The organism is Fictibacillus sp. 26RED30 (assembly GCF_015903845.1).
In the GTDB taxonomy this organism is placed as follows: Bacteria; Bacillota; Bacilli; order Bacillales; family Fictibacillaceae; genus Fictibacillus; species Fictibacillus phosphorivorans.
In genome coordinates this window covers 1,301,760-1,324,298 of the sequence record NZ_JACZDV010000001.1, presented here as the reverse complement: position 1 = coordinate 1,324,298, position 22,539 = coordinate 1,301,760, and the positions used below count along the sequence as shown (strand labels likewise).

Sequence of the window (22,539 nt, the reverse complement as noted above, 5' to 3'; positions counted from 1 at the left end):
CAGCTGGATGTTAGATATAGTTTACATATGCAATTTATATATTACATACGATATAAGAAAAAGTCAATTTTTATCATAAATTTAACAAATTAATTTGAAAAAAGAGTATCCTTGAATACAGCTATCCTGCGAACGTCTTCTATAACATTAAATTCTTAAAAAATATTTCTTTCCTACGGATTTGATGAATATTAAACCCTTGAACACAAACATCCTCACCTTATCAGTGAGGATGCCAGAACGTAGAACAAACCGCTTTACAATTTTAGTTATAATGGGATTTGTCTACATATTGAATTTGGTTAATAAGATTAAAAAGTGGTTAATCATATATAACATTTTTACCTTGTTCAGTTAAAGTCTTCAAGTGAGTAAGCATTTGATTGATTTCTTGATCTGAATGTCTTTCCCATGATTTTAATTCAGCTATGATTCTCAAAGGCGATTTAGATCTGTAGGATCTTGTTGGGTTACCGGGGAATCTTTTATCGGTCACGTTCGGATCATTTTCAAATTCACCTAGTGGTTCTACGATATAGATTCTCTCTTTCGATTGAGATTTTGCTAATTCAGCTCCCCATTTAGCAGCATCTAATGTAGCGGTAAAATAAATATAGTTAGATTTTTTGTCTTGGTAATTTGATTGGTATAACGGTTCTAATTGGTCTCCAATTTTCAGCTCTGCTTTAGTACCATGAAAGAAAGGACCTTTATCTAATACTTCTTTTTTATCATTCATCCATAGACACCTCTAACTTTTTTTAATTTGTTTACAACAGTATATGGGTAAATACCTAGAAAGAGTAGTCTATTAATTATCTAGAATTCGAAGTATAATTAAAGTAGAAAGAGTGATATTGCGTTTTTAAGATGCCCACTAGTATTACTCTTCTTAGAGAATTCACGTTTCTACAGAAAAAATACATAAAATAAAAAACATAGGAAGCATATAATCTTCCTATGTTTTCATTCCTATTATTTATCTGTTTGTTTTTGCTTCTTTTTCAAAAACTCCATGCGTAGTTTTTCAAGATGCTTCTTTTTATCAAACCTGGCAGGCGTCTGTTTCTCATGAAACTTTGTCACCGCTACCTGAGCTTTGTCATCCAATTGATATCTTCCCAAAATGTTCACCTACTTTTTCATCTTCAATCATCTTATATACTATACCTTAGTTTGCTAAAAGAAACCTTATAATTATTTGGAAACAAATCAACTAGGAAAGATTATTGTGTCATCATTGAATATAAAATTCTATCCAATTCATTTATTGTTTTTAAAATAATGCACAGGACGAATTTCTATGCGCCAGCCGAATTCTTCCCCCTTGCTCACTTGAGTTGTTGGATGTAAAGAAGCAAGTTGGATTGCCTCATCCATGTTTTCTGCTTCAAAAATGAAAATACTTCCTATCATTTCTTTAGTTTCTGTATATGGCCCATCTGTTACGATTATCTTGCCGTCTACACGGCGCAAGCTTTTAGACTCTGTGTCAAGACCGGCATCAAGCAAAACCTCACCGCTATTATAAAAATTCTCAATGTGTGGTTGACATTCACTCATAATAGCTTCAATCTCTGTCCTTGGACGTGCATCCATCTTTTCAGGGTTGTAATAGCCCATACATAAAAATATCATGATCCTCTCTCCTCGATTACTCAAAATTTTGTATACACTCATACGACGATCAACAATCTGTATAATCGACAAGATGTTAAATTTTTTTTAAAAAAACCTTTAATCTCTTATTTCAATAAAACAGAGCGCATTCCTTTAGTTAAAGAAATGCACTTGATTGCAGAGATTTTTTAATGGAGGCTTTCTTTTTATTTTGGAGCCAATAAAATTCTTTCATCTTTCTGTTCAATAATGATCTGAAAGGTATTACAGATCAACTTCTGCCTTAATGCGTAAGGAATGGTAAGATATCCTTTATTGGAAATTATCTGTTTAAATTCTCTTTTTAAAGACTTATCAATGACAAGTATAGAATTATGATAACAATCGATTCCTATTTCTAAACCATTATGAATGTTAAACTCTTCTCTCCAAATAACCGGTATGTACAGGTATCCTTTCTTATTTTCATAGACCTTATTTGTGTATATAACCAAGATGACACCCCCGTGATTCCTGAAAACCATCATACTTCATTTCACTACAGCAGTGAATGGGTCATGAGAATTAAAAAGTCACAGGAAAAAAAGTAGAGACTTAATCATAATTACAAATGAATGTATTTAGAATGACACTCCTAAATAAGACGTATCTCTAGGTCTTACCGTATTCCTTTATAAAAATTATATTCTTGAAAGTTTTCATGCAGTCCTATCCTACAGTAATCTTACAAACTCAACTATTCCATAGAGTTCATTAACTGAAAAAAGTATTCAGGCTCTTGAGTCTTATTGAGCTTATACCACGATTGTAAGGTATTCGGTGTAAATACATCTAATTTATTAATCACTTCCCTCGCAAATTCGAGAGGAGCTACCCCAGATGCCGTAACTAAATTCTCATCAACAACTGCTGATCCCTCCTCATATAACTTTTCTCCCCTATAATTCGGACAGACCATTTTCAAGTAGTCTAAGTTATTACTAGTATGCTTTCTCATATCTAGGTATCCCTTATTCGCAAGTGCTATTGTTGCACCACAAATTGCCGCAACAATCGTACCCTGCTGTAAAGCATCGCCTGTTTTTTCCATGATGGGTTGATGAATAACTTCTCCCCATGTATTTCCCCCAGGTAAAATTAAAAGGTCTTTACTCTTTAGGCTGCACTCCTCTATTGATATATCTGGTTGTATACTTAGTCCACCCATCGTAGTGATCTTTTCTTTATCAGCCCCTACAGTTACTACGTTTAAAGGTGCTGTATCTTTTTTAAAGTACCTCCCTGTGTGTAGCTCAGCAATCAAATAACCATACTCCCAATCTGACATGGTATTACATACATATAAATAAACGCTTCTTGTTTCCATCCCATAACACTCCTCATCACATGTAATATAGACAATTATAAAATAACTTCCCTGACAGCTAACGTCAGGGAAGTTATCATACTTGATGAAAGTTTATTAGATCTGACAGGACCTCAATAATCCTTTTCTTAAGACTTATAGGCTCAATCACTCCAATAGATGTACCGTATGGCAAAAGCATGTGAGGAACATATGTATGTAATATATCTTCTTCCAGAAGAAATGTTGCTTGATTTGATGATTGACTCTGTAAATAATGTCCCAAAAACCAATGTTGGCAAATATCTCCCAAGGCATTTGTACTCCCATTAATAACTAAAGTGGTGCTCTTATCTTTATCTTTAAGAGTTGGAAGTAGATTTTTCATAAAAAAGTCAGAAGCTGAAAAATCTTCTGGCCGAATAAACTTGTCTTCGGTTTGAATGAGCCTTTCGATTCGATCTATTCTAAAACTACGGACTTCCTTCCTACGATGACAAAAGCCAATCACATACCATTTCCTATTCCAATAGATGATTCTGTATGGATCGATCAATCTATCACTTGATTGGTTCTCTTTACTGTTTTGGTAGGTAATCTTTACGGAGTACTCATCAGCTACTGAAGTCTCCAACTCCTTTAACGTAGATTCTGCAGAGAACGAAGGTAAGTGGCTGATTACTTCTAGACTTGATAAATGTTGGTTTCTTTTTGTTTCCTGTTCTTGATTTGAGTATTTACCTAGTTTGGATACGGCTCTATTTAGTGCTTCACCTCCATAATAGCCCGCTTCACCTGCAAAAACGGCTGCGTGAAACAGTGACGTCTGCTCTTCAATATCAAAGAAAAGAGGAGCCTCTATAAATTGGTTCAATAGAGAGTATCCACCGTTATGTCCCGAATCTGAAATGATAGGTACACCACTTGTTGAAAGGGTATCAATGTATCGATACACCGTCCTAATATTGAGCTCTAACTTCTCTGAGATTTGTTTGGCAGTGACTTTTTCACTTGACCGAAGCATCCATAAAACGGCTAACATATTGTCGATTTTAGGCATAAGAAAACTCCACTTCTTCATAAAACATATTCTATAGATCCAATCTCTAGTATAGCTCATCACAAAAGGATACTTTCTGTATTTAGTGTTCTTTTTTAGTGTGATTTCTACATTTTTAAGATTAGCAATATACCTTTAACAGAGCTTAATAATAAAGAAGAGTTTGCAGACATATAGGTGTCTGCAAACTCACAGAATTACTTTTAGTTATAGAAATTAAAAAATAGTTGGTACCATTCCCCCATCCATACGTATGGGAGCTCCTTTAAACGCTGATGCATAAGGACTACATACAAATGTAGTTAGTCTACCTATTTCAGCAGGTCTGATAAATCGCTGTATTTCAGATTGAGGTAGGTTTGTAGTCATAAATTCTTTCTCTTTCTCTGAAAAATTCATGTCTTCATTTGGGTAGATCCCTTCAATGATTTGATATACATTTTCAGAGAGCGTTGGTCCTGGCATAATTGTATTAACTGTAACTTCTGTTCCTTTTGTTAATTTAGATAAGCTTTTTGACAATGATAATAGCATTGATTTTGTTGTACAATACTGAGGCATTTGTCCTGAAGGCATCATTGCTTCTTCACTCGCAATGAAGATAATGCGGCCATAATCATTGTTCAGCATTTTAGGTAAATAAAATTTAGATAATCCATTTGCAGCAAGAAAATTAGTGCGGAAATATTTTTCCCATACTTCATCGTCTACATCCTCATATTGCATGATTTCATAAATCCCCATATTGTTAACCAAAATATCAATATTGGGATATTTTTCAAACAAAGCTTCTCTCTGTTGAATATCCACTAAATCAGCTGTAGCATTTTGAGGAGATGTAGCTGGGAAATCTGATTTAATTTCATTTACAACTCGTTCTACCTCTTCATAAGTTCGTCCATTAATTAGTACATGAACACCTTCTCTAGCAAGTTCAATGGCAATTGCTTTACCGATCCCTTTCGTTGACCCAGTAACTAATGCTGTTTTATTGTGTAATTTCATATCCACAATTCATTTCTCCCCTGTTTTTACTTCGTGTGAAAAATTATATTCTTTAAGATAGTGCCTATTTAACGAGTGTGTACCTAGATGTTCATTACGCCAATTTGAAGGAGTATCACCTTCCCAAAGGCGAAAGGCACGGTAGAACGAGTTCTGGTCTTCATATCCAATCAGGAATGCCACTTCCTTAATATCGAGCGAGGGATCTGCCAAGTACTCTCTTGCCTGTTCGTGTCGCACTTGTGTCAACAGATGATTGAAGTTCGTCCCTTCTTCAGACAGTCTGCGCTGCAAGGTTCGATCACTCATCCCCAATTCGCTAGCCACAGTCTGAATGTCAGGTCGCCCCCCTGTTAAGCTCCGTTTTGTAATCCACTTAACCATCCCGGTGATTGAGCGACTGCGTTGCTGCTCGTTCAACGATTGGTCCAGTACGGGAGTCAGAATCTCCAATAACTCCGAGTTGTAAGAAGCAAAAGGAAGATCTAGATCTTCTCTATGTAACTTCAACCTGTTACAATTTGCACCGATCTGAATACGGCAGCCAAAGTAAGCTTCAAGTACCTGCACATCGCCCATAGCTTGTGTAAATTCGACGGACCTCGGCGTTAATGGTTTACCAGTGCCGCGGCGTCCTAGCTCCAGAAGAAATGCTAGCGTAATACCAACCAGCAGGGGCGGACCAGGTTGATCGATATCCAACCAATCCAATTCGATTGTACAGTTCTCACCTTCCTCGATGATACGTAAACTTTCAGGGGGGCAAAGTTGTTTGTACCTGGCCATTCGCTTTAGAGCGTCACGGTAGTCACGAGCGTGGTAAGTAGCTAATACGCTAGGTGGGTAATGCGCTGTTTCAAAACCGCTCATAAGCTCGATAATTCCTTTTGCATTGTCATCAATGAGATCGGAATAAGCTTGCCAGATCGCCAAATATTGGGCGGTGGTGACATCTGGTTCAGTAATAATGGTGAGCGGAAGTCGTGCTTTTCTAACCACATCGTGGGAGGCAATCCCCAATTGATTTAATCCTGTCCAAAATCCTGCCGGGATTTTTATTCGAGAATGAGACGTCATACATATAGGTCCTCCCTATTACTATTTACACAATCACTATTATTGGATATGACTAGCAGTACAGTTAATACATTACCTATCCAATGTCACTCTGTAACTAGCAAAGAACGACATTTTACTTGCTGATTACGTCGAATAAGTAGTGTTAGTATTATGTAGGATAACTTCCGTTGTATAGACTCCATAAAAACACCACACCCATTAGAGTTTTTATTATTAACATTTTCAACAAATAGTAAGTTCTTAAAATCTTAAATGATAAATGTTGGACCTTTAAAGCCTTCAACCCTTTCTTCTGACTCATTGACTTTCTTTCAACCTAAACCAATTCAGCTAGGATATGATCACAGAGTAGCATCGTACGAACATTATCACGTCCACTCGAACATGCTTCTCTATCATTTTGACAACTCTCTATAAAATGAGCCATTTCTCCAACAAAACCACGCAAATAAAGATCCCTGTAACCTCCAGACATGGGAGATGCTGAAGGTGTAAATACGGTATCATTCTCTGCAAGTGATTTCCAAGGTAGTTGGTCAAAGGACTGAGATTTATGGACAGTAAGTGTATGAACTTCATCTGCAATTGCAAATCCGTTATCGAATGTTACTGTCACATTTTCGCTTTCCCTTGACCAAGCTGTCATTCCTGTAAAATAAAGGCTACCCACGACTCCATTTTCAAATTTTAATGAAATACTCTGAGAGATAAATTCACTGTTACTGTTTTTAAAACCTGTTATTTGAACAACTTCACCAAACAAAAAACGGACTAGATCAACAATATGTATAGCAGCGAGCTTCATAAACTGCTCTTCGTCTTTACAAAAAGGGGTGCTGTCTACAGCAAATCTTGCTTGAAAAGAACGAGCTTGACCAAGGGTAGCACTATTGATTAATTCTTTTAACTTCTGATAACAAGGCGCATAACGTTTCATAAATCCTACCATTAATATGACCCCTGCTTCCTCAGCAGCATTCGCGATTTCCTCAGCTTCATCAGCATTCATTCCAAGGGGTTTATCCACATAAACATTTTTCCCCGCTCTAATACAGTCCATGACTAAAGAGATATGATCTTCAGGTTGAGCGACTACTACAACGCCATCACACTCTTCGGAATTGAGCATAACTTTATAATCATCATACGGTGTTCCATTGCTTCCGAAGCGTCGAAGTGCATCTTTCGAACGATTAAGATTCCTTGTAGAAATGGCTTGAATTTCCGCTCCAGCTTCAATAGCAGATGGATAAATATTTGTAGATGCATGGAACCCCGCACCTATAAAACAAAGGTTAGCTTTCTTCACTTTTCTTACTCCTCTTTATTCAAATTTATATGAAATTTGATCTTACCAAAATAGGGTTATTCGGCACACAGTAGGCTATGCTCATGTAAATTTAGCACCTGTTTAATGAATTAAAAAACCACAAAACCTTACCCGTTTTTGAAGTAAACAGATATCGTAAACAAATTATAAATCCTTCTTTATAACGATTCTATTCTCATTTATGGTGTAGTTATTTTTGAGATAAAACGCTTCTGCAAGTCCTCCATTAGCTGTTAATAAATAAAGGCTTGAAATGTCTCTTTTCTTTAATTCATCTTCTAAATACAGAAGGAGTTTCGAACCGTAACCTTTGCCTTGGCTCTGATTACTAATACAAAATTCAGCCAAATAAAAAGTTAACCCTTCATACGATTGTTTACTATTTCCGGCAATGAATCCTATTAAAGCATCGTTTTCATATAATAAATAGCCAAGACATTTAGGTGTATGCATTAAATCCGTTAGTCTTTCTTTAGCATCTCGATCTGTCCAGGTCTCATTCCATGGTTCTTTGTTAAAAACATTAATATATAATTCAACACATTGTTCTATTCTATCAAATGTCATTTGTACAATTGTTTCAGTCATCAAAATCTCTCCCATTGACGATATGTACATTTTATAACCTAATCAGAAATCCTTTTTGTTCTCTTGAATCTAATACAAATGCACCCATTAATACAAAAAGCTCCCTATAATATAGTAAACATAAGTTAAATAACTAATTATGACTAAGGAAATGGAGCTGAGATTTATTAAACTTGAATACCCCATATTTTTAAAAATACGGTAGAGTAAATAGAATGAACATAGAATAATAAATTGTAAAATCAATGTTATATAAATATAAGTATATAAAGTCTCTCCAATCCCAATAAAAATCCCTGTACCCACTAAAAAAATGCCTGATAATCCAATTATCCCAACCATATTATTTAGAGTACTTCTTTTAAATTCTACTATTTGAGCTGGAATCAATGCTATTCCTAACACCATGAAACTTATCAAAATATGAAGTATGAATACTAACAACATTATATCCCCTGTCTTCTTCCAAACATCATTTTACATCCTAATTGACTCTTTAACATATCTTGATTTTTCAGGGATTTGTACTATCAATATCCTTTTATCCCGTTTTCAAATACAGCATTATCGTTATTTATTAAACCATTCAGTGTTTCATGTAAAGCAAATGTACTCTTAAAAAATGTAACACGTATAGATATCTCTGAACCGTCCTTTTTATCATTACGTGTTAAGGTAATCTTCTTGAAGAAGCCCATAGACAGCACAATCCTTATAATGATTCTTGGCATTGCGGATCATATGTTTAATCGTACCTTCTTGTTCCATCCCTACTTTCTCCATAATCCTTCCTGATGCCGGGTTGTCAGTATTATGAGCTGCAGAAATTTTGTGGATATTCATATCCCTAAATCCAAATTCAATAACAGCTTTCAAAGCTTCAGTTCCATACCCTTTGTTCCACCATTGATAGCCCATTAAATATCCAACATCACAATTTTCAGTTAACTGATCAAAATTGAATAGATCAATCGCTCCGATTAATTTACCGTTTTCTTTCAGTTCCATACCCCAATAACAAAATTCTTGAGAATCATAGTTACTTACGACTTCTTTTACTCTCTCAATTGTTTCAGATAGAGACTTGTGTGCTCCTTTAATTAAATTATCCATTACTCGATCGTCTGAAAGCCAATGGTCAAAAATACTTTCCGCATCTTCAAGTACTATTCTTCTTAAAATTAATCGATCCGTTTCAATTGTTGGTGTTCCTAAAAAATTGATCACTTGCTCACCTTACCCTAATCTTTTCTATTTTCTAATACGATTGCTGAATAACGTAATAAGTTCAAGATGCTCATATTTAAATCCTTTCTTATTCAACGATCTGACTCTCAAAAACGAGAAAGTTTAACCTTCTACATAAAAAAACACACTGTTTTTTGAGAATAACAGTGTGTTGAGAGTGCAATTCTAGTTGTAAGCTAACATTTTAGAAAATCTTAAAATCATTTGAATTTAGAACATCATTGCTCGAATTAAAGTGTAATAATAATCGGGCCATCTTTAGTAAGGATAATTGTATGTTCTACTTGTGCTACATAGCTTTCTTCAGTAGCATAGGTCCAACCGTCTTCTTTTTGGTAAACTTCTTCTTCCAACGTTGATATAAATGGTTCGAATGCGATAACCATCCCATCCTTTAATAATTCATGATCCCATGGATCGTTATAGTTTAAAATATGGTCTGGTTCTTCATGTATTCTTCGTCCCACACCGTGTCCTGTAAGGTTTTTGATAACCGTGAATCCATGCTGTTTCGCTGTTTCATATACTGCTTTTCCGATTCTGCTTTTTTTGGAACCAGGTTTAGCTTTCTTAAGACCTGCTTCAAATGCCTTTTTCGCAACATCGCATAATCTCGTTAATACTTCATCTCCTTGTCCTACTACAAATGAGATTCCAGTATCAGCGAAATAACCGTTCTTTGAAGCAGACACATCAATATTTACAAGGTCGCCTTCTTGAATAACCCGATCACCTGGAATACCATGGGCCACTTCATCATTAATACTGATACACGTAAACCCAGGAAAGTCATATTCACCTTTAGGAGCTGAAACTGCACCGGCTTTTTCTAATAGTTCTCCGGCTAAATCATCAAGTTCTTTCGTCGTTATACCTGGAATGGTTCTTTGTACTAATTCATCTCTAACTGAGGCAATAATTCTGCCAATTTCCTTCAAACCACTAAAATCTTCTTCTGTTTTTGCAATCATTTTTATCCTACCTTATTATTTTTTATCATTATTCAAAACATATTGTTTATAGTAACTCTACTTTCTCAAAAAATTATACGCATGTAAATTATTTGATACTCCCTTATACGCTTAATAACAAAATGTACCTAGTGTTAGACGCGGATTTACTTACTGGCAGTTTCTACATTAAAATGACTAGCAGTAAAGTTGACGATAGTCTAATTAGGCCTTATTATAATATACAAGTCTAATTAGACTATTATGTAAAGGAATGAAGATGAAATGATTAAATCTTTTTTAATGTTAGGGCAATCAAATATGGCAGGTCGAGGCTTCTTGCATGAGGTAAAACCTATCTATAATGAAAAAATAAAAATGCTGCGCAACGGACAGTGGCAAATGATGACAGAACCCATTAATTATGACCGTCCTGTTGCTGGTGTAAGTCTAGCTGCATCCTTTGCAGAGGCGTTTGCAAAAGCCAACCCGAATGAACAAATTGGTTTGATACCTTGTGCAGAAGGTGGCAGTTCCTTGGACGATTGGCATCCACAAGGTACTCTTTTTCAACATGCCTTGTCTGAAGCCCGATTTGCTCTGGAAAGCAGTCAAATTTGTGGCATACTTTGGCATCAAGGTGAAAGTGATAGCCATAATTCTCTACATGAAACGTATTACGAAAAGCTATCTCTGATCATTGAAACTTTACGTAAAGAATTAAACCTTCAACATGTTCCATTAATGATTGGTGAGCTTGGGAATTTTTTAGGAAAAACAGGTTTTGGAAAGTACTCATCAGAGTTTCAAGAGATCAACAAACAATTACGGCGGTTTGCTCATGAGCAGCAAAATTGTTATTTTGTATCGGCAGAAGGCTTAACTCCCAATCCGGATGGAATTCATTTAAACGCAGTTTCCCAACGAAAATTCGGTTTTCGCTATTACGCTGCATTTTCGAGAAAGTCTCATATCTTAGAGCCTCTTTCGGATGAGGATCAATCTCTAAACATAAACAATAACTATTCGAAAACGGAACAAATTTATATTCATAGTATGGATTTAGCTCTAGGTAAAATCACATACGCTGAATTTGAGTCAAATATGGCGGTGGTGATGCAATCTTGATTCCCTTACTAATCCTTGGCTTACTTATACAAAACCCTGGCGCTCATGGATACGAACTATTAAGTTTAATGGAAAAGCGACATTATCAATATATTGTTAACTTTACGAAAGGATCCTTTTATTACAATTTGCAACAACTTGAAGAAAAAGGTTGGATTGAACAAACACAACACATACGTCCGAACAACGGTCGTGACATTCACACCTTTAAAATCACGTCTTTAGGCTTAGAAGAATTTGATCAATTAATGATCAAATATGGAACGAAATCCGAGTATGTAAAATTACCAATCTATGGGACGTTACTATTTACAGATGTATTCGATACAAATAAGTTATTAGAATGTATCCAATCTCAGATTGATCAGACTAAAGCCAGAATTGCTCTCCTTGATGAATACTTAGCAAACCATAAGGAACTACCTGGAAAGATTGATTACTTTCGCCGTATGAACGAAAATTCTCGTTCTCACCATTTAGTAAACTTAGAATGGTTTCAAGAAATAAAGTCAGACATAGAGAAAGCTTCTGTATAGATGAAACTAAAATCACCCATCCAAATTTTTAATTAAAAATGGATGGGTGATTTTTAGTAATCTAGCCATGAGCTGATGACAATGATTCTAATCATCGTCTTCCAGCCATACACTCTACTATTTTCAGGTCTAGTGCATCCACTCTACCAATCTGTTCTTTCATATCCCAAAGCATGATCATTGTTGTTTCTGCATTCTCTACAAACGGCTGCAATTGTGCGACCTCAGAAAAATACACAGGATTTCCTTTAATAGATCCATTCCCTACAAGTTTTGAAGTAACTAAACCTACTAAACTCAGTCCTGTCACACTTTGTCCTGTTTCTTCATATAGCTCTCTAATGGCACATTCTTTTGGTGTTTCACCCACTTCTCTTTTTCCTGCTGGCAGCTCCCACTGTCGCCGTAAAGAGTTAAAGCCCATAAGGAATTTGCCCTCACATTTAATTACAGCAAACGATCCTGAAAGTGGACCGAAATCCTCAAGCTTTTCTTCCGTCACGTAAATAAAATCCACAAACTCATACCCGTTAGGATCTCTAGACTCGTAAACTACTTTCACTTTTACAACTCACAAAGGTAATCTAATAATTCTTTAGAACTTATATCCTTTGCATCCGTTGATAATGCACGATTAAAAAGATCAAAAGCTTTAGGATCGTTCTCTTTTAAGCATTGAAAAGATACTTTAGGACCTAAAAACCATTCACCTTTCAATTCAAAATAGATCTCTAAACTGTCTTTAAGCATCCAATGAAAGCGATAGTTTCCTTCTAAATCATTTTTGGCAGATCTTACATGCATCTTTTTCAGCCAACTTTTTAAGAAGTCCTTCTCATCTTGAGTTAATAGTTTTGGTCCCTTCTCAAACGCACTTTGAATGGTAGCTAAAAACTCTTCCGCTAAACCTTTCTTGTTAATCCAAATTTCTCCCTTATGTACACGTAGAAACGGTTCAGCCTGCTTCATTTTTTCAGTAGGATAAATCCACGCATCTAACTGCTTACCCTCGATAAATTCAACTTCATTCGTATCCTCGGTAACGGAATCAGAAAAGCAGATAAGATCCACATCGCTTTCTTCTGTATAATCTCCACGACTATACGAACCGTACAAAATGATGGTGTGGCAATCATACTTCTTCAATATATAAGCTTCAATTTCTTTTAAATCGCTATGTGTATTCATGAATGTCATCCTTTATATTCTTTGTTTTTTGTATGTGTTTTGTGTTTGAAACCATGCTCTAAGTTTTGCTGCATAACCCGCACGTTCCTCTGGATCGCTAAGACTACCGTGCGTCAGATATAGATGATCGTTAAAATACCGAGGGTACACATGCAGGTGATAATGCCAAACATCCTGACTTCCACCTGGTTCGTTATGCTGCCTGGTAGATATGCCATCACACGCGTAGCAATCTTTCAGAGCATAAGACACTTGCTTAGCCACTTTATGAATGTGAGCGGCGATGTCGAGTGGCAGATCAAAGATATTTTCATAATGACGGTTAGGAATGATAATCACATGGCCTTGGTTATTCGGCCACCATAATGTTGCGATGAGCGCTGTTACATATTCATCCTGATAAATAATATCTTGTTGCTTGCTCTGAACCAGTTTGTTATTGGGGTCCTCAACCCCTTGAACTACTAAACAAAAAGGACAGATATAGTCGGGCGGCATATGTGTGTACATTACAACTCTCTCCTAAGCGATTACACTAGATTTTCATTTCAACAAACTTGTCCATGAACTTCTGAATTTCTTCTTTAAACAAACGTGATTCCTCAAGAAAAGGATAGTGATTACTTTCGTTGAAACGAACAAAAGTAGATTGAAGGATCGCCTCATTCATTTCCTCCGAAAACGCTATAGGACACTGAACGTCATGCACTCCGCCCATAATTAAAGTAGGAGTCGTTATGTTATGTAGTTGCCTGGTCACATCGTATATCATTTCTTCTCTAATAAAAAAATTCATGCGAGTTGCTGACATTTTTTTCGTGATTGGTAAGGAGAAATACTCGTCATACTTTTCTGGTTTGTAAAGTGAAAGCTTTGTTCGTTCTTTAGAGATGGTAGCTCTTTCGCCCGGTGATAAATCTGGATTCTTAAGTGTTTCAATGAGTTGTTGCATGTAATCAAACTTCGGGTGCTCACCATGATAAATACAAGCGGGAGAAGAATTTGCATATTTTCTCGCAGCCGATCCGACGATAATTAAAGACGAAAGGGATGAAGAAAAGTGGATACCGTATAACAATCCAATCATGCCACCAGTTGAGTGACCAGCAAATGTCCAAACAGAGATACCTAACGCTTCTCTAATAGCTTCTAAATCATATACAGCGTCAAACATGCTCAACTCGTGAGGATGAATAGCTTTTGAAGTATTCCCCGCTTCTTTTAGGTTAACTAAATACACTTGATAACGGTCTGTAAAAGAGTCCGCAAAATAATCACCAGAATCGTTAAACTCCGAATAATGGTGAGTCACACAGACTGGTTGACCCTCACCTTTTATAAATAATTCAAATGTTCCTCTTGATGTAGGTACTAATTTCGTCTGCCACTTAGACATTCCATAGCTCCTTCACTTTTACAGATTTCTTAGCTTTATTATCGAATACTTTTATGTGAGCCGTCGCAATTAGGCATTCGTTTGGATAGCCCGCACGTGCAATCATTTAACCCTTTTCCATCAAGGATCTGGTCCATATATTTTTCGATGCGAGCTTCTCGCGTTTTAGACTGTTTTGCTTCAGCAAAATACCGAATATAAGCTTTTTGTCTACCTGGTGTTAAAGCATCGAAAGCTTCTTTTAAATCTGAGATCTCATCCATTTTATTTTGGAATTCAACGGGTATAGAATAATCCGCTGTTTTCTTCAATTGCACTTCTAACCCCGATTTTTCTACTTCAATCGCTTCATGAATATAAGCTTTGAGCGTACTTTCTAAATCAAGGATCTCTTTAACATTCGTAAATCGAATTTGACGCGCTGATTGTACATTTTCTGTTTGTTGAATCAGAATCTTCTTTTCGTCTTTCAACAAAACGCCTTTATGAAACAATAGAGCACAATATTCTTTAAATCCATGAATTAAAACAACATTCTTGTTATTTACCGTATAACACGGGTGCATCCACTTAAAGTCTTCAGTGAGGCCGCAGTCTAATACGATTCTTCGTAACTGTTCAAACTCTTCTTTCCACGATTTTGCTTCCATCAAAAATTCATCAACTTTAGGATTCAACATACTTTTTGGCATAGAGCAGCCCCCTAATCATTTTTATATTTGATCAACTTCTATCATTTCTATGAAAATACAATAATTCCTTTTGAAAAAGCTAACTTCATTAACAATCTCTCAGAGTTGACGCAAGATCAATAACTTAATACGTTAGAACATATTTCAGATGGAGGTTTTTGTTTGATCAACTTATGTTTAGAGCTGAGTAAGTAAACCTTCTTCCCTATGAAGAAGGTGCCATTTATAGAAAATAAGCGTGTATTAGAAAAGATGAGGAGACTATAAATGGATATAAAAATTCGCATTGAACGCACGGAAGATTATAGAAAGACGGAAGAAGTCGTTAGAAGTGCATTTGAACCAGAGGAATTTAGTGATGAGAAAGAACATCTACTAGTAAACCGGATTAGGAAGACAGAAGCATTCGTACCTGAACTTTCTTTAGTTGCTGAAAACAACAAACAAGAGATCATTGGGCATGTTCTGCTTTCAAAGGTTAAGATTGTTAATGATAAACAGGTCGTTGAATCACTAGCACTAGCACCCGTTTCTGTTGTTCCCGACTATCAAAATAAAGGCATTGGGAGTCAACTTATTAAAGCAGCCCTAACGTCTGCCAAGAACTTAGGCTATCAGTCAGTTATCGTTTTAGGTCATCAAGATTATTATCCGAAGTTTGGATTCAAAAAGGCTAGCACATGGAGAATTAAAGATCCCTTTGATGTTCCTGATGAAGTGTTTATGGCTCTTGAGTTAACAGAGAATTCTCTGGCTCATGTGCATGGCGTTGTACACTATTCAGAGGCATTTTCGTAATAATTGGATATATTCAAATAACAACAAAAAACGACCATAGTGTGGTCGTTTTCTATTGCCTTTGAGAAGTAAATCAAACTTGCAAATATTGTTGCAATAAGAATTGGAATTAATAACCCTTTTTCTAATGTAGGGTCTAATGTCCAACCAAGAGCTTCTGTAATGTACAAATACAGTAACACAAATAAAACGGACAAATAATGAAAAAAATACCCAAAGAGGAAATTAAACACACCAGTTAGAGAAAATCCTAAGATTTTATTCACCTTCCTATAGAGTTATCCTAAAGTCATCTGTTCGTTTGTGGAATCAGAGACATCACTTCGCTTTACATTGGCAAACATGAATCCTTGTAATCATTAATCACAATTTCCGTTTATGCTTTTCCTCAATAATCTTCTTATTCAAGATTCGCACTTCCCCCACCATCAAAAGTCTCATATCCTCCACGATATATTTGGCCAGCTCTTCATCTGAAATATTATCTCCATGGAGATCCAGACGAAATTCCTGTCCTTGTAATCCTCCACCATTGGTAAAATCAATTTCGAAATCAAATTGAACACGTTTATCCATCTGTTAGCACCTCGCCATAATTTTGTACGATTCATTTAAATAACGACAAAAGGAAAACGGTGATCATCCCCACACTCATCGTTCCAATGAAGAAATAACCGAGTATACGGATAGGCAGTGGTAGCCCCTGGAGATTTACCTTTGAAAGATTCTTAGTTGGATAGCCCTCGATCTTTCCATAGTGTTCCATGGCATCGTTAAATGGCACTTCACTATGTTTAGGATTAGCATGCTGTTCAAGACGCTTATCTACACGTTTTTTCACTCTATCCATTTCTTCATCCATTGAAATACCCCCTAGCATATCTTCTAATTTCCATATGCTATTCTCTATTCCTTCTATAGTAATTTTAATAGATTCAACAAATGTACAAACCAATAAGACAAGCTAACATATGATATAAGGAATAGAGATTTTAGTCTTTATTCTTTTCTCAACATGAGATAGATGGGGGTGTCTTCTTTGAGAAGTTTCATTAGTATTTTAGATGGCTTATTGGCTTGCAAGAAAGCACGTAAGAGCAAGAAAAACAAAAAGCGAATCGGTTAATCAATGAGCTGCCTTTCAGGGCGGCTTTTCATATTACAAAACACAACTACATACATTTTTTCGTACAGGTTTAATTGCCCTTTCTTTAAGGGAAACATAGTTTTATCACGATTTTAGGGGGCACGATTCATGAAAGATCAAATCAAAAAAGTACTCAGCAATCCAAAAGTGCAAAAAGGAATTAAAGACAAAGTCGTTCCTTTAGTTAAAAAAGAAATGGAAAAAAGGAAGAAGAAATAAAAACGTTAAAAGTCTATACAAGTAACCCATCCATAGCAGACATTGATGGGTTACTTTTTTGTTGTACCAATTCTTCACTTAACTTTAATAAAAAATACTTGTGAGGAAGATCCTCTTTTCCAAGTTCCGTTCGTACTAATAGCATAAGTGCCACTTTCGCTTGGAGCCACATAAATATCTCCATCTAGTAAAGTCACCGTTTTAAAATCAGACTCCCCCTTGGTCCATACATTTACTTCTTTTGATACTTTAATCGGTTTGCGTTTATACGATATAGAAATCTTTTCGCCTGGTGACACGGAAACAGCTTTTATTTCATTCATCATAAATGGCTCGGCATAATCTACACACGCACCACTTAAAAATCCATCCCAGCAATAAGTGCTTTGCTGAGTTGGAATCGTGACATTTGTCTCTGTTTTAGCGCTTGCTGATGGAGGCTTTGCGTTCATGATGTAATACGTAAAGAAACTCGTGATTAATAAAAATGCCAGCACAAGAGCAAGAACCCCTTTTTTGTTCATCCTAAAACCCCCTATTTTAAAAACTCTATATACAAGTAGGCGTTATAAAACTGTAATTGGTTTCATCAGGTTTATCATGATTGCTCTTGATTTATTCCTAATATCAAATATAAGGAGGATGCGATTTGAAACAAGCCCTTTATGTAGTATGCATCTACTTCATTATATGTTTATTTCTTCTTCCCTTTCTTACATTTAAAAATTGGGTATTACTCACATCAACCCTTCTTCTTTTAGCATTCATAGTAGGCTATACAACATTTAGAATAAGAAACTGGTGGATCTCGTTTACAATTACAGCAGCATTAGTTACTTTGTACGTATATCTGATTAACAGTAACTCGTCTATGAAAATTCCTGTGCATATTGTTTTAATTATCGGCCTGATTTACTTAATTATTGGTGTTAGCAAGCAGCTTCGAAACAAGGATTGACTTATAAAAACCAATCTCCAACTAGTTGTTGAACAGTACTTCGCTGCTCAATATGTAGCATATGACTTGCTTCATGTCGAAAAGTTCTTTCAAATATTCCTTTACAAGAATATTCCTTGTGAGTTATATTGTATAGGAAAGGAGGAACAGTTTATGGGCGAGAAACTAACAACTTTGCATGCACTTGCCGAGCCCAATCGCTTTCACATTGTTGAGCTTTTGAGAGTTGGTCCTCTCACTGTAGGAGAAATTGCCGACAGCCTCAAGCTGCGCCAACCGCAGGTATCAAAGCATCTACGTGTACTTAGTGATTCTGGACTTGTTGAGGTTCAACCTATTGCGAATCGTCGAATCTATAAACTGCAGTCACAACCTTTCTTAGAACTAGAAGAATGGCTTGATACCTTTCGAAACATTTGGGAAGATCGGTTCGACCGCTTAGATGAATATTTAAAAGACATGAAATAAACGATATTTGGCACTACATAAATGAAGGAGGAATTATTAATGACTGTTGAAAATAAAACGAATCAATTAACTTCTAAAGTAGAAGGAAATGTACTGGTGTTAGAACGTACCTTTAATGCACCTCGCGAACTTGTGTTTAAAGCTTTTTCTGAAGAAGAACATTTGAAGCGCTGGTGGGCTCCTGGTGGCTGGACAATGTCGATCAAACAGTTCGAATTCCGTCCTGAAGGCGTTTGGCATTATTGCATGAAATGTACAGATGAGAGTCAAGAATACTTCGGACACGAATCTTGGGGCAGAGCTGTATTTCATGAAATCGTCGCACCAGAGAAAATCAAGAGCGTAGACGCGTTTTCAGATGCTGAAGGTAATGTTTCTGAAGAATTGCCTCAAACCGAAGTAACATTAACATTTGTTTCAGAAGGCAACCAAACAAAACTGATCAACCGTGCAGAATATGCATCTGATGATGATGTGAAGACAGTTCTAGACATGGGTATGCTCGAAGGCGTGACGATGACTTGGAACCAGCTGGAAGAATTATTAGCAGAGATGAAATAAGTAATGAAGCGAAGAAAGCTAACTGCTTTTTTCGCTTTTTCCTTTACTTAACACCTTAAACGACTCAAACTCACTTAAAAATTCATAGATTTCGTTACGAACTTCCTCTACATCTCCATAATAACCGCCAACCGCTAAATCCCATGAAGTTGTTACATTTATTATTGAAACTTCCAAATCATCACAGCTCTCTGGATTGTGACCAACAAGACGATACATATATGTACATATTTGCGTTACATCACTTGTTTGAAGTAGTTCATCATTAAGTAGACTTAGAATTCCTTGAATTGGAAGCGCCTCATCACACTCTCCTTTTACATCGGTTAACTTTGAACATACCGAAGCTATTGTTGCATTATTAGATAACGAGATTTCAAGAATTTCGTATGGAGGTTGATCCAACTTCTCTATTAATTGATCGGCCCATTCGATGACATTTTTTACTCGAAAGAAGCCGATAAAGAGACCTAAACGATAGATTTCAGCTTGAACTTTAATTTCCATAAAAACTCCTATGTCACTTAATATTTTTCATTGATCTCTTTCAACAACTTTATAATCTCTTCATTTTGTTTATTGTTCTTTCTAAGTTGCACATCAATGCCCAGCAAAGTAAACACCACGATAACTATGATTGCAATTACGGTCATATACATTTTTAGTTCACGGTATCTTTCATGCATTTTAACATCTGTTGGATTGCGCCAAGGTGATATGCAGAGTGCGCCAACGAACCTACTAATTCATTTGCCAAGTCTTCTGTCCAATGGATATGATCGATCTTTTCTAAAAGACGTTGGTATTCATTCCTCAATCCTTCTTGAATGGAATGCCAGTCGTCTTCGCTAACTGCTTGAATCTCCCAGCTTTTATTCCAATCCATTGTAGGAAATGTTCCTTCATACAACCATTCATTGGTTCCCCACATATGGTATCGAACATGATCGGTATGAGCGGCAAGTGTTGTTCCATAGATTTGTTTGGATGCATCAGCAGCAGTTAGTTGAGATAAAACTCCAATTATGCCTGAGTCTGGTCTAGTATTTGTAAACCAGCTTACGGTCACTGGTTTTTGTGGTCCATCAAATGCTTCTTGTAACATCTTTTTCAATCCCGCTTCTAACGGATGATTCATCCTAACCACTCCTCACGTAATCTACTTACTCTTTCCATAAAAAAGTGCACTTCTCCTTCTAGAAGAAATGCACGTTCTTTGTTACGCGTTGGTTTGCTCTTTAATGCTATGTGTTACTATTCGCCATATCGACTACAAACGTATTGCCTTTCGAGTTCTCAATCGTGTTCATCAGGCGAAGTTTTGCTAATTCTGGATTGTTCTCCAGCATTTTAGCCGTGTTCGCTAGACTTCTTAACGTTGCTGCTTCTCCTCTTGCTCTCTCCAGTGAGGATTGCGCTTCTTTTTTAGCTTTGATCACTTCAAGAAACGCTTTTTTTAGTTCAGCAGATAACATAATATCTTTTATGTCTACTGAGAGAATGGATAATCCAGCAAATGCGTTTTCAACAAGAAGTTCTTGAAGCGAATCATTCACTTCATTTCGCTTGCTCAACAGGTCATCTAATTCTAACGAAGAAACAACATCACGTAGTTTGAGCTGCACGTTCATGTACACATGCTCTTCATAATCTTCATATTCAGAGATCAGAATTTGTGGATCAGTAATTTGATATTTTACAGCAACACTAATCTTTACACTAAGTTGATCAGCCGTTAATAACTCTTGCCCGTTCAGCTGCATAATCGTCGGTCTCATATCAAAAACCATGATCTCTGTTGATGCTGGAGAATACTTATGCTTTCCCGGACCTACAATCTCCTGAAAAGCCCCATATTTAAACTTCACACCACGTTCATACTCGTACACCGTTACCGAAGCAAAAAAATTCTTGATGATCGATAGAATGGCAAAAACAACAATAAACACAAACCCAATGACTACAAGATATTCTAAAAATGATTCCATCCCAATTCCCCTTATTTTAAATACGTATGAAACCACCCAGCAGACATGGAGAGAACAATGGAGGTCTTACCTGCAAAATTGTTCAATCCTAAGCCTGTGAATGGCTTCATTTAGGGCTTCGAACCCAAAACCGGTTCCACAGCGGTATACCAGTTGCCAAAGAATGAGAAAGCCGATCAGCAACACTGTTTAAAGATTTTAAACGGAGGCTTTGCATTTCTCTAAGAACTAAATTATATCAAGATATTTAGGAAAAAAGTACATCATTTAGAAAATATTGTTCTTTAAATACTAAATGGAAAAGCTAATAGTTTAAATATGGAAAGTTGGTGAGAGGAGGAAAAAGAATGGACAATTGGGTGTTTGTGTTCTTGGCAAAGATCATTGGAGGGATTATTGACTTTATTGCTCTCATGTTTTTGTTAAGTTTGGGAGGAGCATCAATGCATACAGCCTTCTTTATCGGAATTTTTCTGTTTGTTCAGCTTAGTTTTATCACGACAATTCTATTTCAACTTCTGCACAGAGTTAAGAATTTGGAGACTCAGCAGATGAATCAGAGTGAGCACCAAAAAAGCTGATTATTCATGAATAATCAGCTTAAGTAGTCTTCTCGAAGTATTCCATACACCGCACAGTCCTTATACTGATTCTTCGCATTGCGAATCATGTGACGGATTACGCCTTCTTGTTTCATTCCTACTTTAATCATTATCCTTCCAGAAGCAGGATTGTCAGTGTTATGTGCAGCTGAGATTTTATGGATGTCCATATGACGAAAACCATACTCTACTACAGCTTTTAGCGCCTCGGTTCCATATCCATGATTCCACCACTTGAACCCAAGCGAATAGCTTACCTCACAGTTATCTGTCGAGCTATCAAAACCGTACAGATCAATTTCTCCAATCAGTTCACCTGATTTTTTCAACTCGATGCCCCAATAACAAAATTCCTTATTTTCATACTGAATTACAATCTTTTTCACACGCTCTTCTGTTTGAGCAATACTCGTTTGAGCTGCGTTCACTCGATTGTCTGCTACCCGTTCGTCTGAAAGCCAATGATCAAATACGCTTTGAGTGTCGGATTGTTTTAAAGGACGTAGAAGTAATCGGTCTGTATCTATTAGGGGAGTTCCTGAGTAGTTAATCATTTATACACCTCTATTCAATCCATACTCCAGCTTTCATCTTCTGAAACCAATCCTGCATCTAATCTTCAGGCATGAATA

The 22,539-nt window shown here is 36.3% G+C and carries 31 protein-coding genes; 7 read left to right on the top strand and 24 right to left on the bottom strand.

The window, feature by feature from the left end; all coding sequences use genetic code 11:
• Positions 1 to 322: 322 nt before the first annotated feature.
• The 12 genes from arr to map all read right to left on the bottom strand — a co-directional run bounded on the left by arr (position 323) and on the right by map (position 10,247).
• Positions 323 to 739 (bottom strand): NAD(+)--rifampin ADP-ribosyltransferase, encoded by a 417-nt coding sequence (gene arr / locus IHV11_RS06810; protein ID WP_197194104.1) that lies wholly within the window; start codon positions 737 to 739, stop codon positions 323 to 325.
• 236 nt (positions 740 to 975) lie between these two features.
• Positions 976 to 1,125: a hypothetical protein gene (locus tag IHV11_RS06805; protein WP_197194103.1), complete on the bottom strand. Its 150-nt coding sequence runs from the start codon at positions 1,123 to 1,125 to the stop codon at positions 976 to 978.
• Positions 1,126 to 1,263: 138 nt separating this feature from the next.
• Positions 1,264 to 1,638, bottom strand: a complete 375-nt coding sequence (locus tag IHV11_RS06800; protein WP_197194102.1) for a YciI family protein — start codon at positions 1,636 to 1,638, stop codon at positions 1,264 to 1,266.
• Between the two features lie 188 nt (positions 1,639 to 1,826).
• Positions 1,827 to 2,114, bottom strand: coding sequence for a hypothetical protein (locus IHV11_RS06795; RefSeq protein ID WP_197194101.1), 288 nt, complete (start codon positions 2,112 to 2,114; stop codon positions 1,827 to 1,829).
• A gap of 242 nt (positions 2,115 to 2,356) precedes the next feature.
• Entirely contained in the window at positions 2,357 to 2,986 is a 630-nt protein-coding gene (locus IHV11_RS06790) for a type 1 glutamine amidotransferase family protein (protein WP_197194100.1), read from the bottom strand.
• A 76-nt stretch (positions 2,987 to 3,062) separates the two neighbouring features.
• Positions 3,063 to 4,025, bottom strand: coding sequence for a helix-turn-helix transcriptional regulator (locus IHV11_RS06785; RefSeq protein WP_197194099.1), 963 nt, complete (start codon positions 4,023 to 4,025; stop codon positions 3,063 to 3,065).
• Between the two features lie 216 nt (positions 4,026 to 4,241).
• Positions 4,242 to 5,036 (bottom strand): SDR family NAD(P)-dependent oxidoreductase, encoded by a 795-nt coding sequence (locus IHV11_RS06780; protein ID WP_197194098.1) that lies wholly within the window; start codon positions 5,034 to 5,036, stop codon positions 4,242 to 4,244.
• A gap of 3 nt (positions 5,037 to 5,039) precedes the next feature.
• Positions 5,040 to 6,107, bottom strand: coding sequence for an AraC family transcriptional regulator (locus tag IHV11_RS06775; protein WP_197194097.1), 1,068 nt, complete (start codon positions 6,105 to 6,107; stop codon positions 5,040 to 5,042).
• A gap of 319 nt (positions 6,108 to 6,426) precedes the next feature.
• The gene (locus IHV11_RS06770; RefSeq protein ID WP_197194096.1) at positions 6,427 to 7,419 is read right to left on the bottom strand and encodes a Gfo/Idh/MocA family protein; all 993 of its coding nucleotides are present in this window, start codon (positions 7,417 to 7,419) and stop codon (positions 6,427 to 6,429) included.
• Between the two features lie 165 nt (positions 7,420 to 7,584).
• Positions 7,585 to 8,028 (bottom strand): GNAT family N-acetyltransferase, encoded by a 444-nt coding sequence (locus IHV11_RS06765; protein WP_197194095.1) that lies wholly within the window; start codon positions 8,026 to 8,028, stop codon positions 7,585 to 7,587.
• A 663-nt stretch (positions 8,029 to 8,691) separates the two neighbouring features.
• Entirely contained in the window at positions 8,692 to 9,255 is a 564-nt protein-coding gene (locus IHV11_RS06760; protein ID WP_197194094.1) for a GNAT family N-acetyltransferase, read from the bottom strand.
• Between the two features lie 251 nt (positions 9,256 to 9,506).
• Positions 9,507 to 10,247: a type I methionyl aminopeptidase gene (gene map / locus IHV11_RS06755; protein ID WP_197194093.1), complete on the bottom strand. Its 741-nt coding sequence runs from the start codon at positions 10,245 to 10,247 to the stop codon at positions 9,507 to 9,509.
• 264 nt (positions 10,248 to 10,511) lie between these two features.
• Between map and IHV11_RS06750 the strand changes: the two genes are divergently transcribed.
• Together IHV11_RS06750 and IHV11_RS06745 are read left to right on the top strand one after the other, a co-directional pair.
• Positions 10,512 to 11,354, top strand: a complete 843-nt coding sequence (locus IHV11_RS06750; protein WP_197194092.1) for a sialate O-acetylesterase — start codon at positions 10,512 to 10,514, stop codon at positions 11,352 to 11,354.
• The gene (locus IHV11_RS06745) at positions 11,351 to 11,890 is read left to right on the top strand and encodes a PadR family transcriptional regulator (RefSeq protein ID WP_197194091.1); all 540 of its coding nucleotides are present in this window, start codon (positions 11,351 to 11,353) and stop codon (positions 11,888 to 11,890) included. The genes IHV11_RS06750 and IHV11_RS06745 overlap by 4 nt, the downstream gene beginning before the upstream one ends.
• A gap of 91 nt (positions 11,891 to 11,981) precedes the next feature.
• Here the strand turns inward: IHV11_RS06745 and IHV11_RS06740 are convergent, their stop codons facing one another.
• From IHV11_RS06740 to IHV11_RS06720, 5 genes are read right to left on the bottom strand one after another with little or no spacing between them, the layout of a single operon-like run.
• Positions 11,982 to 12,452: an NUDIX domain-containing protein gene (locus IHV11_RS06740; RefSeq protein WP_197194090.1), complete on the bottom strand. Its 471-nt coding sequence runs from the start codon at positions 12,450 to 12,452 to the stop codon at positions 11,982 to 11,984.
• Between the two features lie 2 nt (positions 12,453 to 12,454).
• Positions 12,455 to 13,078 (bottom strand): nucleotidyltransferase domain-containing protein, encoded by a 624-nt coding sequence (locus IHV11_RS06735; RefSeq protein ID WP_197194089.1) that lies wholly within the window; start codon positions 13,076 to 13,078, stop codon positions 12,455 to 12,457.
• A 12-nt stretch (positions 13,079 to 13,090) separates the two neighbouring features.
• On the bottom strand, positions 13,091 to 13,588 hold the full coding sequence (locus tag IHV11_RS06730; RefSeq protein WP_197194088.1) for an HIT family protein: 498 nt from the start codon (positions 13,586 to 13,588) through the stop codon (positions 13,091 to 13,093).
• Positions 13,589 to 13,613: 25 nt separating this feature from the next.
• Positions 13,614 to 14,474 carry an alpha/beta fold hydrolase gene (locus tag IHV11_RS06725; RefSeq protein WP_197194087.1) on the bottom strand — a complete coding sequence of 287 codons (861 nt, stop codon included), beginning with the start codon at positions 14,472 to 14,474 and terminating at the stop codon, positions 13,614 to 13,616.
• Positions 14,475 to 14,512: 38 nt separating this feature from the next.
• The gene (locus tag IHV11_RS06720) at positions 14,513 to 15,166 is read right to left on the bottom strand and encodes a DUF1801 domain-containing protein (protein ID WP_197194086.1); all 654 of its coding nucleotides are present in this window, start codon (positions 15,164 to 15,166) and stop codon (positions 14,513 to 14,515) included.
• A 267-nt stretch (positions 15,167 to 15,433) separates the two neighbouring features.
• Between IHV11_RS06720 and IHV11_RS06715 the strand changes: the two genes are divergently transcribed.
• Complete coding sequence (locus tag IHV11_RS06715; protein ID WP_197194085.1) at positions 15,434 to 15,964, top strand: GNAT family N-acetyltransferase; 531 nt, start codon at positions 15,434 to 15,436, stop codon at positions 15,962 to 15,964.
• Between the two features lie 363 nt (positions 15,965 to 16,327).
• Here the strand turns inward: IHV11_RS06715 and IHV11_RS06710 are convergent, their stop codons facing one another.
• The 3 genes from IHV11_RS06710 to IHV11_RS06700 all read right to left on the bottom strand — a co-directional run bounded on the left by IHV11_RS06710 (position 16,328) and on the right by IHV11_RS06700 (position 17,854).
• Positions 16,328 to 16,540, bottom strand: coding sequence for a cyclase (locus tag IHV11_RS06710; protein ID WP_197194084.1), 213 nt, complete (start codon positions 16,538 to 16,540; stop codon positions 16,328 to 16,330).
• A gap of 31 nt (positions 16,541 to 16,571) precedes the next feature.
• Positions 16,572 to 16,826 (bottom strand): hypothetical protein, encoded by a 255-nt coding sequence (locus tag IHV11_RS21170; protein WP_225218974.1) that lies wholly within the window; start codon positions 16,824 to 16,826, stop codon positions 16,572 to 16,574.
• A gap of 578 nt (positions 16,827 to 17,404) precedes the next feature.
• Positions 17,405 to 17,854, bottom strand: coding sequence for a hypothetical protein (locus IHV11_RS06700; protein ID WP_197194083.1), 450 nt, complete (start codon positions 17,852 to 17,854; stop codon positions 17,405 to 17,407).
• Between the two features lie 125 nt (positions 17,855 to 17,979).
• Here IHV11_RS06700 and IHV11_RS06695 point away from each other — a divergent pair, with 125 nt between their 5' ends.
• From IHV11_RS06695 to IHV11_RS06685, 3 genes are all read left to right on the top strand, one after another.
• On the top strand, positions 17,980 to 18,288 hold the full coding sequence (locus IHV11_RS06695; protein ID WP_197194082.1) for a hypothetical protein: 309 nt from the start codon (positions 17,980 to 17,982) through the stop codon (positions 18,286 to 18,288).
• A 153-nt stretch (positions 18,289 to 18,441) separates the two neighbouring features.
• The gene (locus tag IHV11_RS06690; RefSeq protein ID WP_137789207.1) at positions 18,442 to 18,756 is read left to right on the top strand and encodes an ArsR/SmtB family transcription factor; all 315 of its coding nucleotides are present in this window, start codon (positions 18,442 to 18,444) and stop codon (positions 18,754 to 18,756) included.
• 39 nt (positions 18,757 to 18,795) lie between these two features.
• Positions 18,796 to 19,317 carry an SRPBCC domain-containing protein gene (locus IHV11_RS06685; protein ID WP_197194081.1) on the top strand — a complete coding sequence of 174 codons (522 nt, stop codon included), beginning with the start codon at positions 18,796 to 18,798 and terminating at the stop codon, positions 19,315 to 19,317.
• 18 nt (positions 19,318 to 19,335) lie between these two features.
• Here IHV11_RS06685 and IHV11_RS06680 read toward each other — a convergent pair whose 3' ends face one another.
• The 3 genes from IHV11_RS06680 to IHV11_RS06670 all read right to left on the bottom strand — a co-directional run bounded on the left by IHV11_RS06680 (position 19,336) and on the right by IHV11_RS06670 (position 21,305).
• Entirely contained in the window at positions 19,336 to 19,824 is a 489-nt protein-coding gene (locus tag IHV11_RS06680) for a hypothetical protein (RefSeq protein WP_197194080.1), read from the bottom strand.
• A 154-nt stretch (positions 19,825 to 19,978) separates the two neighbouring features.
• Positions 19,979 to 20,455, bottom strand: coding sequence for a hypothetical protein (locus IHV11_RS06675; RefSeq protein WP_197194079.1), 477 nt, complete (start codon positions 20,453 to 20,455; stop codon positions 19,979 to 19,981).
• 106 nt (positions 20,456 to 20,561) lie between these two features.
• Positions 20,562 to 21,305 carry a slipin family protein gene (locus tag IHV11_RS06670; RefSeq protein ID WP_197194078.1) on the bottom strand — a complete coding sequence of 248 codons (744 nt, stop codon included), beginning with the start codon at positions 21,303 to 21,305 and terminating at the stop codon, positions 20,562 to 20,564.
• A gap of 347 nt (positions 21,306 to 21,652) precedes the next feature.
• On the opposite strand from IHV11_RS06670, the gene IHV11_RS06665 reads away from it, so the two are divergent.
• Entirely contained in the window at positions 21,653 to 21,886 is a 234-nt protein-coding gene (locus tag IHV11_RS06665) for a hypothetical protein (protein ID WP_197194077.1), read from the top strand.
• A 14-nt stretch (positions 21,887 to 21,900) separates the two neighbouring features.
• Here IHV11_RS06665 and IHV11_RS06660 read toward each other — a convergent pair whose 3' ends face one another.
• On the bottom strand, positions 21,901 to 22,461 hold the full coding sequence (locus IHV11_RS06660; protein WP_197194076.1) for a GNAT family N-acetyltransferase: 561 nt from the start codon (positions 22,459 to 22,461) through the stop codon (positions 21,901 to 21,903).
• Positions 22,462 to 22,539: the final 78 nt, after the last annotated feature.

What these genes read in the sequence shown, in the direction of transcription:
- IHV11_RS06670 (WP_197194078.1), bottom strand. Translation starts at nt 21,305, where the DNA reads ATGGAATCATTTTTAGAATATCTTGTAGTCATTGGGTTTGTGTTTATT.
- IHV11_RS06680 (WP_197194080.1), bottom strand. Translation starts at nt 19,824, where the DNA reads ATGGAAATTAAAGTTCAAGCTGAAATCTATCGTTTAGGTCTCTTTATC.
- IHV11_RS06785 (WP_197194099.1), bottom strand. Translation starts at nt 4,025, where the DNA reads ATGCCTAAAATCGACAATATGTTAGCCGTTTTATGGATGCTTCGGTCA.
- IHV11_RS06750 (WP_197194092.1), top strand. Translation starts at nt 10,512, where the DNA reads ATGATTAAATCTTTTTTAATGTTAGGGCAATCAAATATGGCAGGTCGA.
- IHV11_RS06660 (WP_197194076.1), bottom strand. Translation starts at nt 22,461, where the DNA reads ATGATTAACTACTCAGGAACTCCCCTAATAGATACAGACCGATTACTT.
- IHV11_RS21170 (WP_225218974.1), bottom strand. Translation starts at nt 16,826, where the DNA reads ATGGATGAAGAAATGGATAGAGTGAAAAAACGTGTAGATAAGCGTCTT.
- IHV11_RS06700 (WP_197194083.1), bottom strand. Translation starts at nt 17,854, where the DNA reads ATGAACAAAAAAGGGGTTCTTGCTCTTGTGCTGGCATTTTTATTAATC.
- IHV11_RS06710 (WP_197194084.1), bottom strand. Translation starts at nt 16,540, where the DNA reads ATGGATAAACGTGTTCAATTTGATTTCGAAATTGATTTTACCAATGGT.
- IHV11_RS06735 (WP_197194089.1), bottom strand. Translation starts at nt 13,078, where the DNA reads ATGAATACACATAGCGATTTAAAAGAAATTGAAGCTTATATATTGAAG.
- IHV11_RS06720 (WP_197194086.1), bottom strand. Translation starts at nt 15,166, where the DNA reads ATGCCAAAAAGTATGTTGAATCCTAAAGTTGATGAATTTTTGATGGAA.
- IHV11_RS06730 (WP_197194088.1), bottom strand. Translation starts at nt 13,588, where the DNA reads ATGTACACACATATGCCGCCCGACTATATCTGTCCTTTTTGTTTAGTA.
- IHV11_RS06690 (WP_137789207.1), top strand. Translation starts at nt 18,442, where the DNA reads ATGGGCGAGAAACTAACAACTTTGCATGCACTTGCCGAGCCCAATCGC.
- IHV11_RS06665 (WP_197194077.1), top strand. Translation starts at nt 21,653, where the DNA reads ATGGACAATTGGGTGTTTGTGTTCTTGGCAAAGATCATTGGAGGGATT.
- IHV11_RS06715 (WP_197194085.1), top strand. Translation starts at nt 15,434, where the DNA reads ATGGATATAAAAATTCGCATTGAACGCACGGAAGATTATAGAAAGACG.
- map (WP_197194093.1), bottom strand. Translation starts at nt 10,247, where the DNA reads ATGATTGCAAAAACAGAAGAAGATTTTAGTGGTTTGAAGGAAATTGGC.
- IHV11_RS06775 (WP_197194097.1), bottom strand. Translation starts at nt 6,107, where the DNA reads ATGACGTCTCATTCTCGAATAAAAATCCCGGCAGGATTTTGGACAGGA.
- IHV11_RS06725 (WP_197194087.1), bottom strand. Translation starts at nt 14,474, where the DNA reads ATGTCTAAGTGGCAGACGAAATTAGTACCTACATCAAGAGGAACATTT.
- IHV11_RS06800 (WP_197194102.1), bottom strand. Translation starts at nt 1,638, where the DNA reads ATGATATTTTTATGTATGGGCTATTACAACCCTGAAAAGATGGATGCA.
- IHV11_RS06765 (WP_197194095.1), bottom strand. Translation starts at nt 8,028, where the DNA reads ATGACTGAAACAATTGTACAAATGACATTTGATAGAATAGAACAATGT.
- IHV11_RS06675 (WP_197194079.1), bottom strand. Translation starts at nt 20,455, where the DNA reads ATGAATCATCCGTTAGAAGCGGGATTGAAAAAGATGTTACAAGAAGCA.
- IHV11_RS06790 (WP_197194100.1), bottom strand. Translation starts at nt 2,986, where the DNA reads ATGGAAACAAGAAGCGTTTATTTATATGTATGTAATACCATGTCAGAT.
- arr (WP_197194104.1), bottom strand. Translation starts at nt 739, where the DNA reads ATGAATGATAAAAAAGAAGTATTAGATAAAGGTCCTTTCTTTCATGGT.
- IHV11_RS06685 (WP_197194081.1), top strand. Translation starts at nt 18,796, where the DNA reads ATGACTGTTGAAAATAAAACGAATCAATTAACTTCTAAAGTAGAAGGA.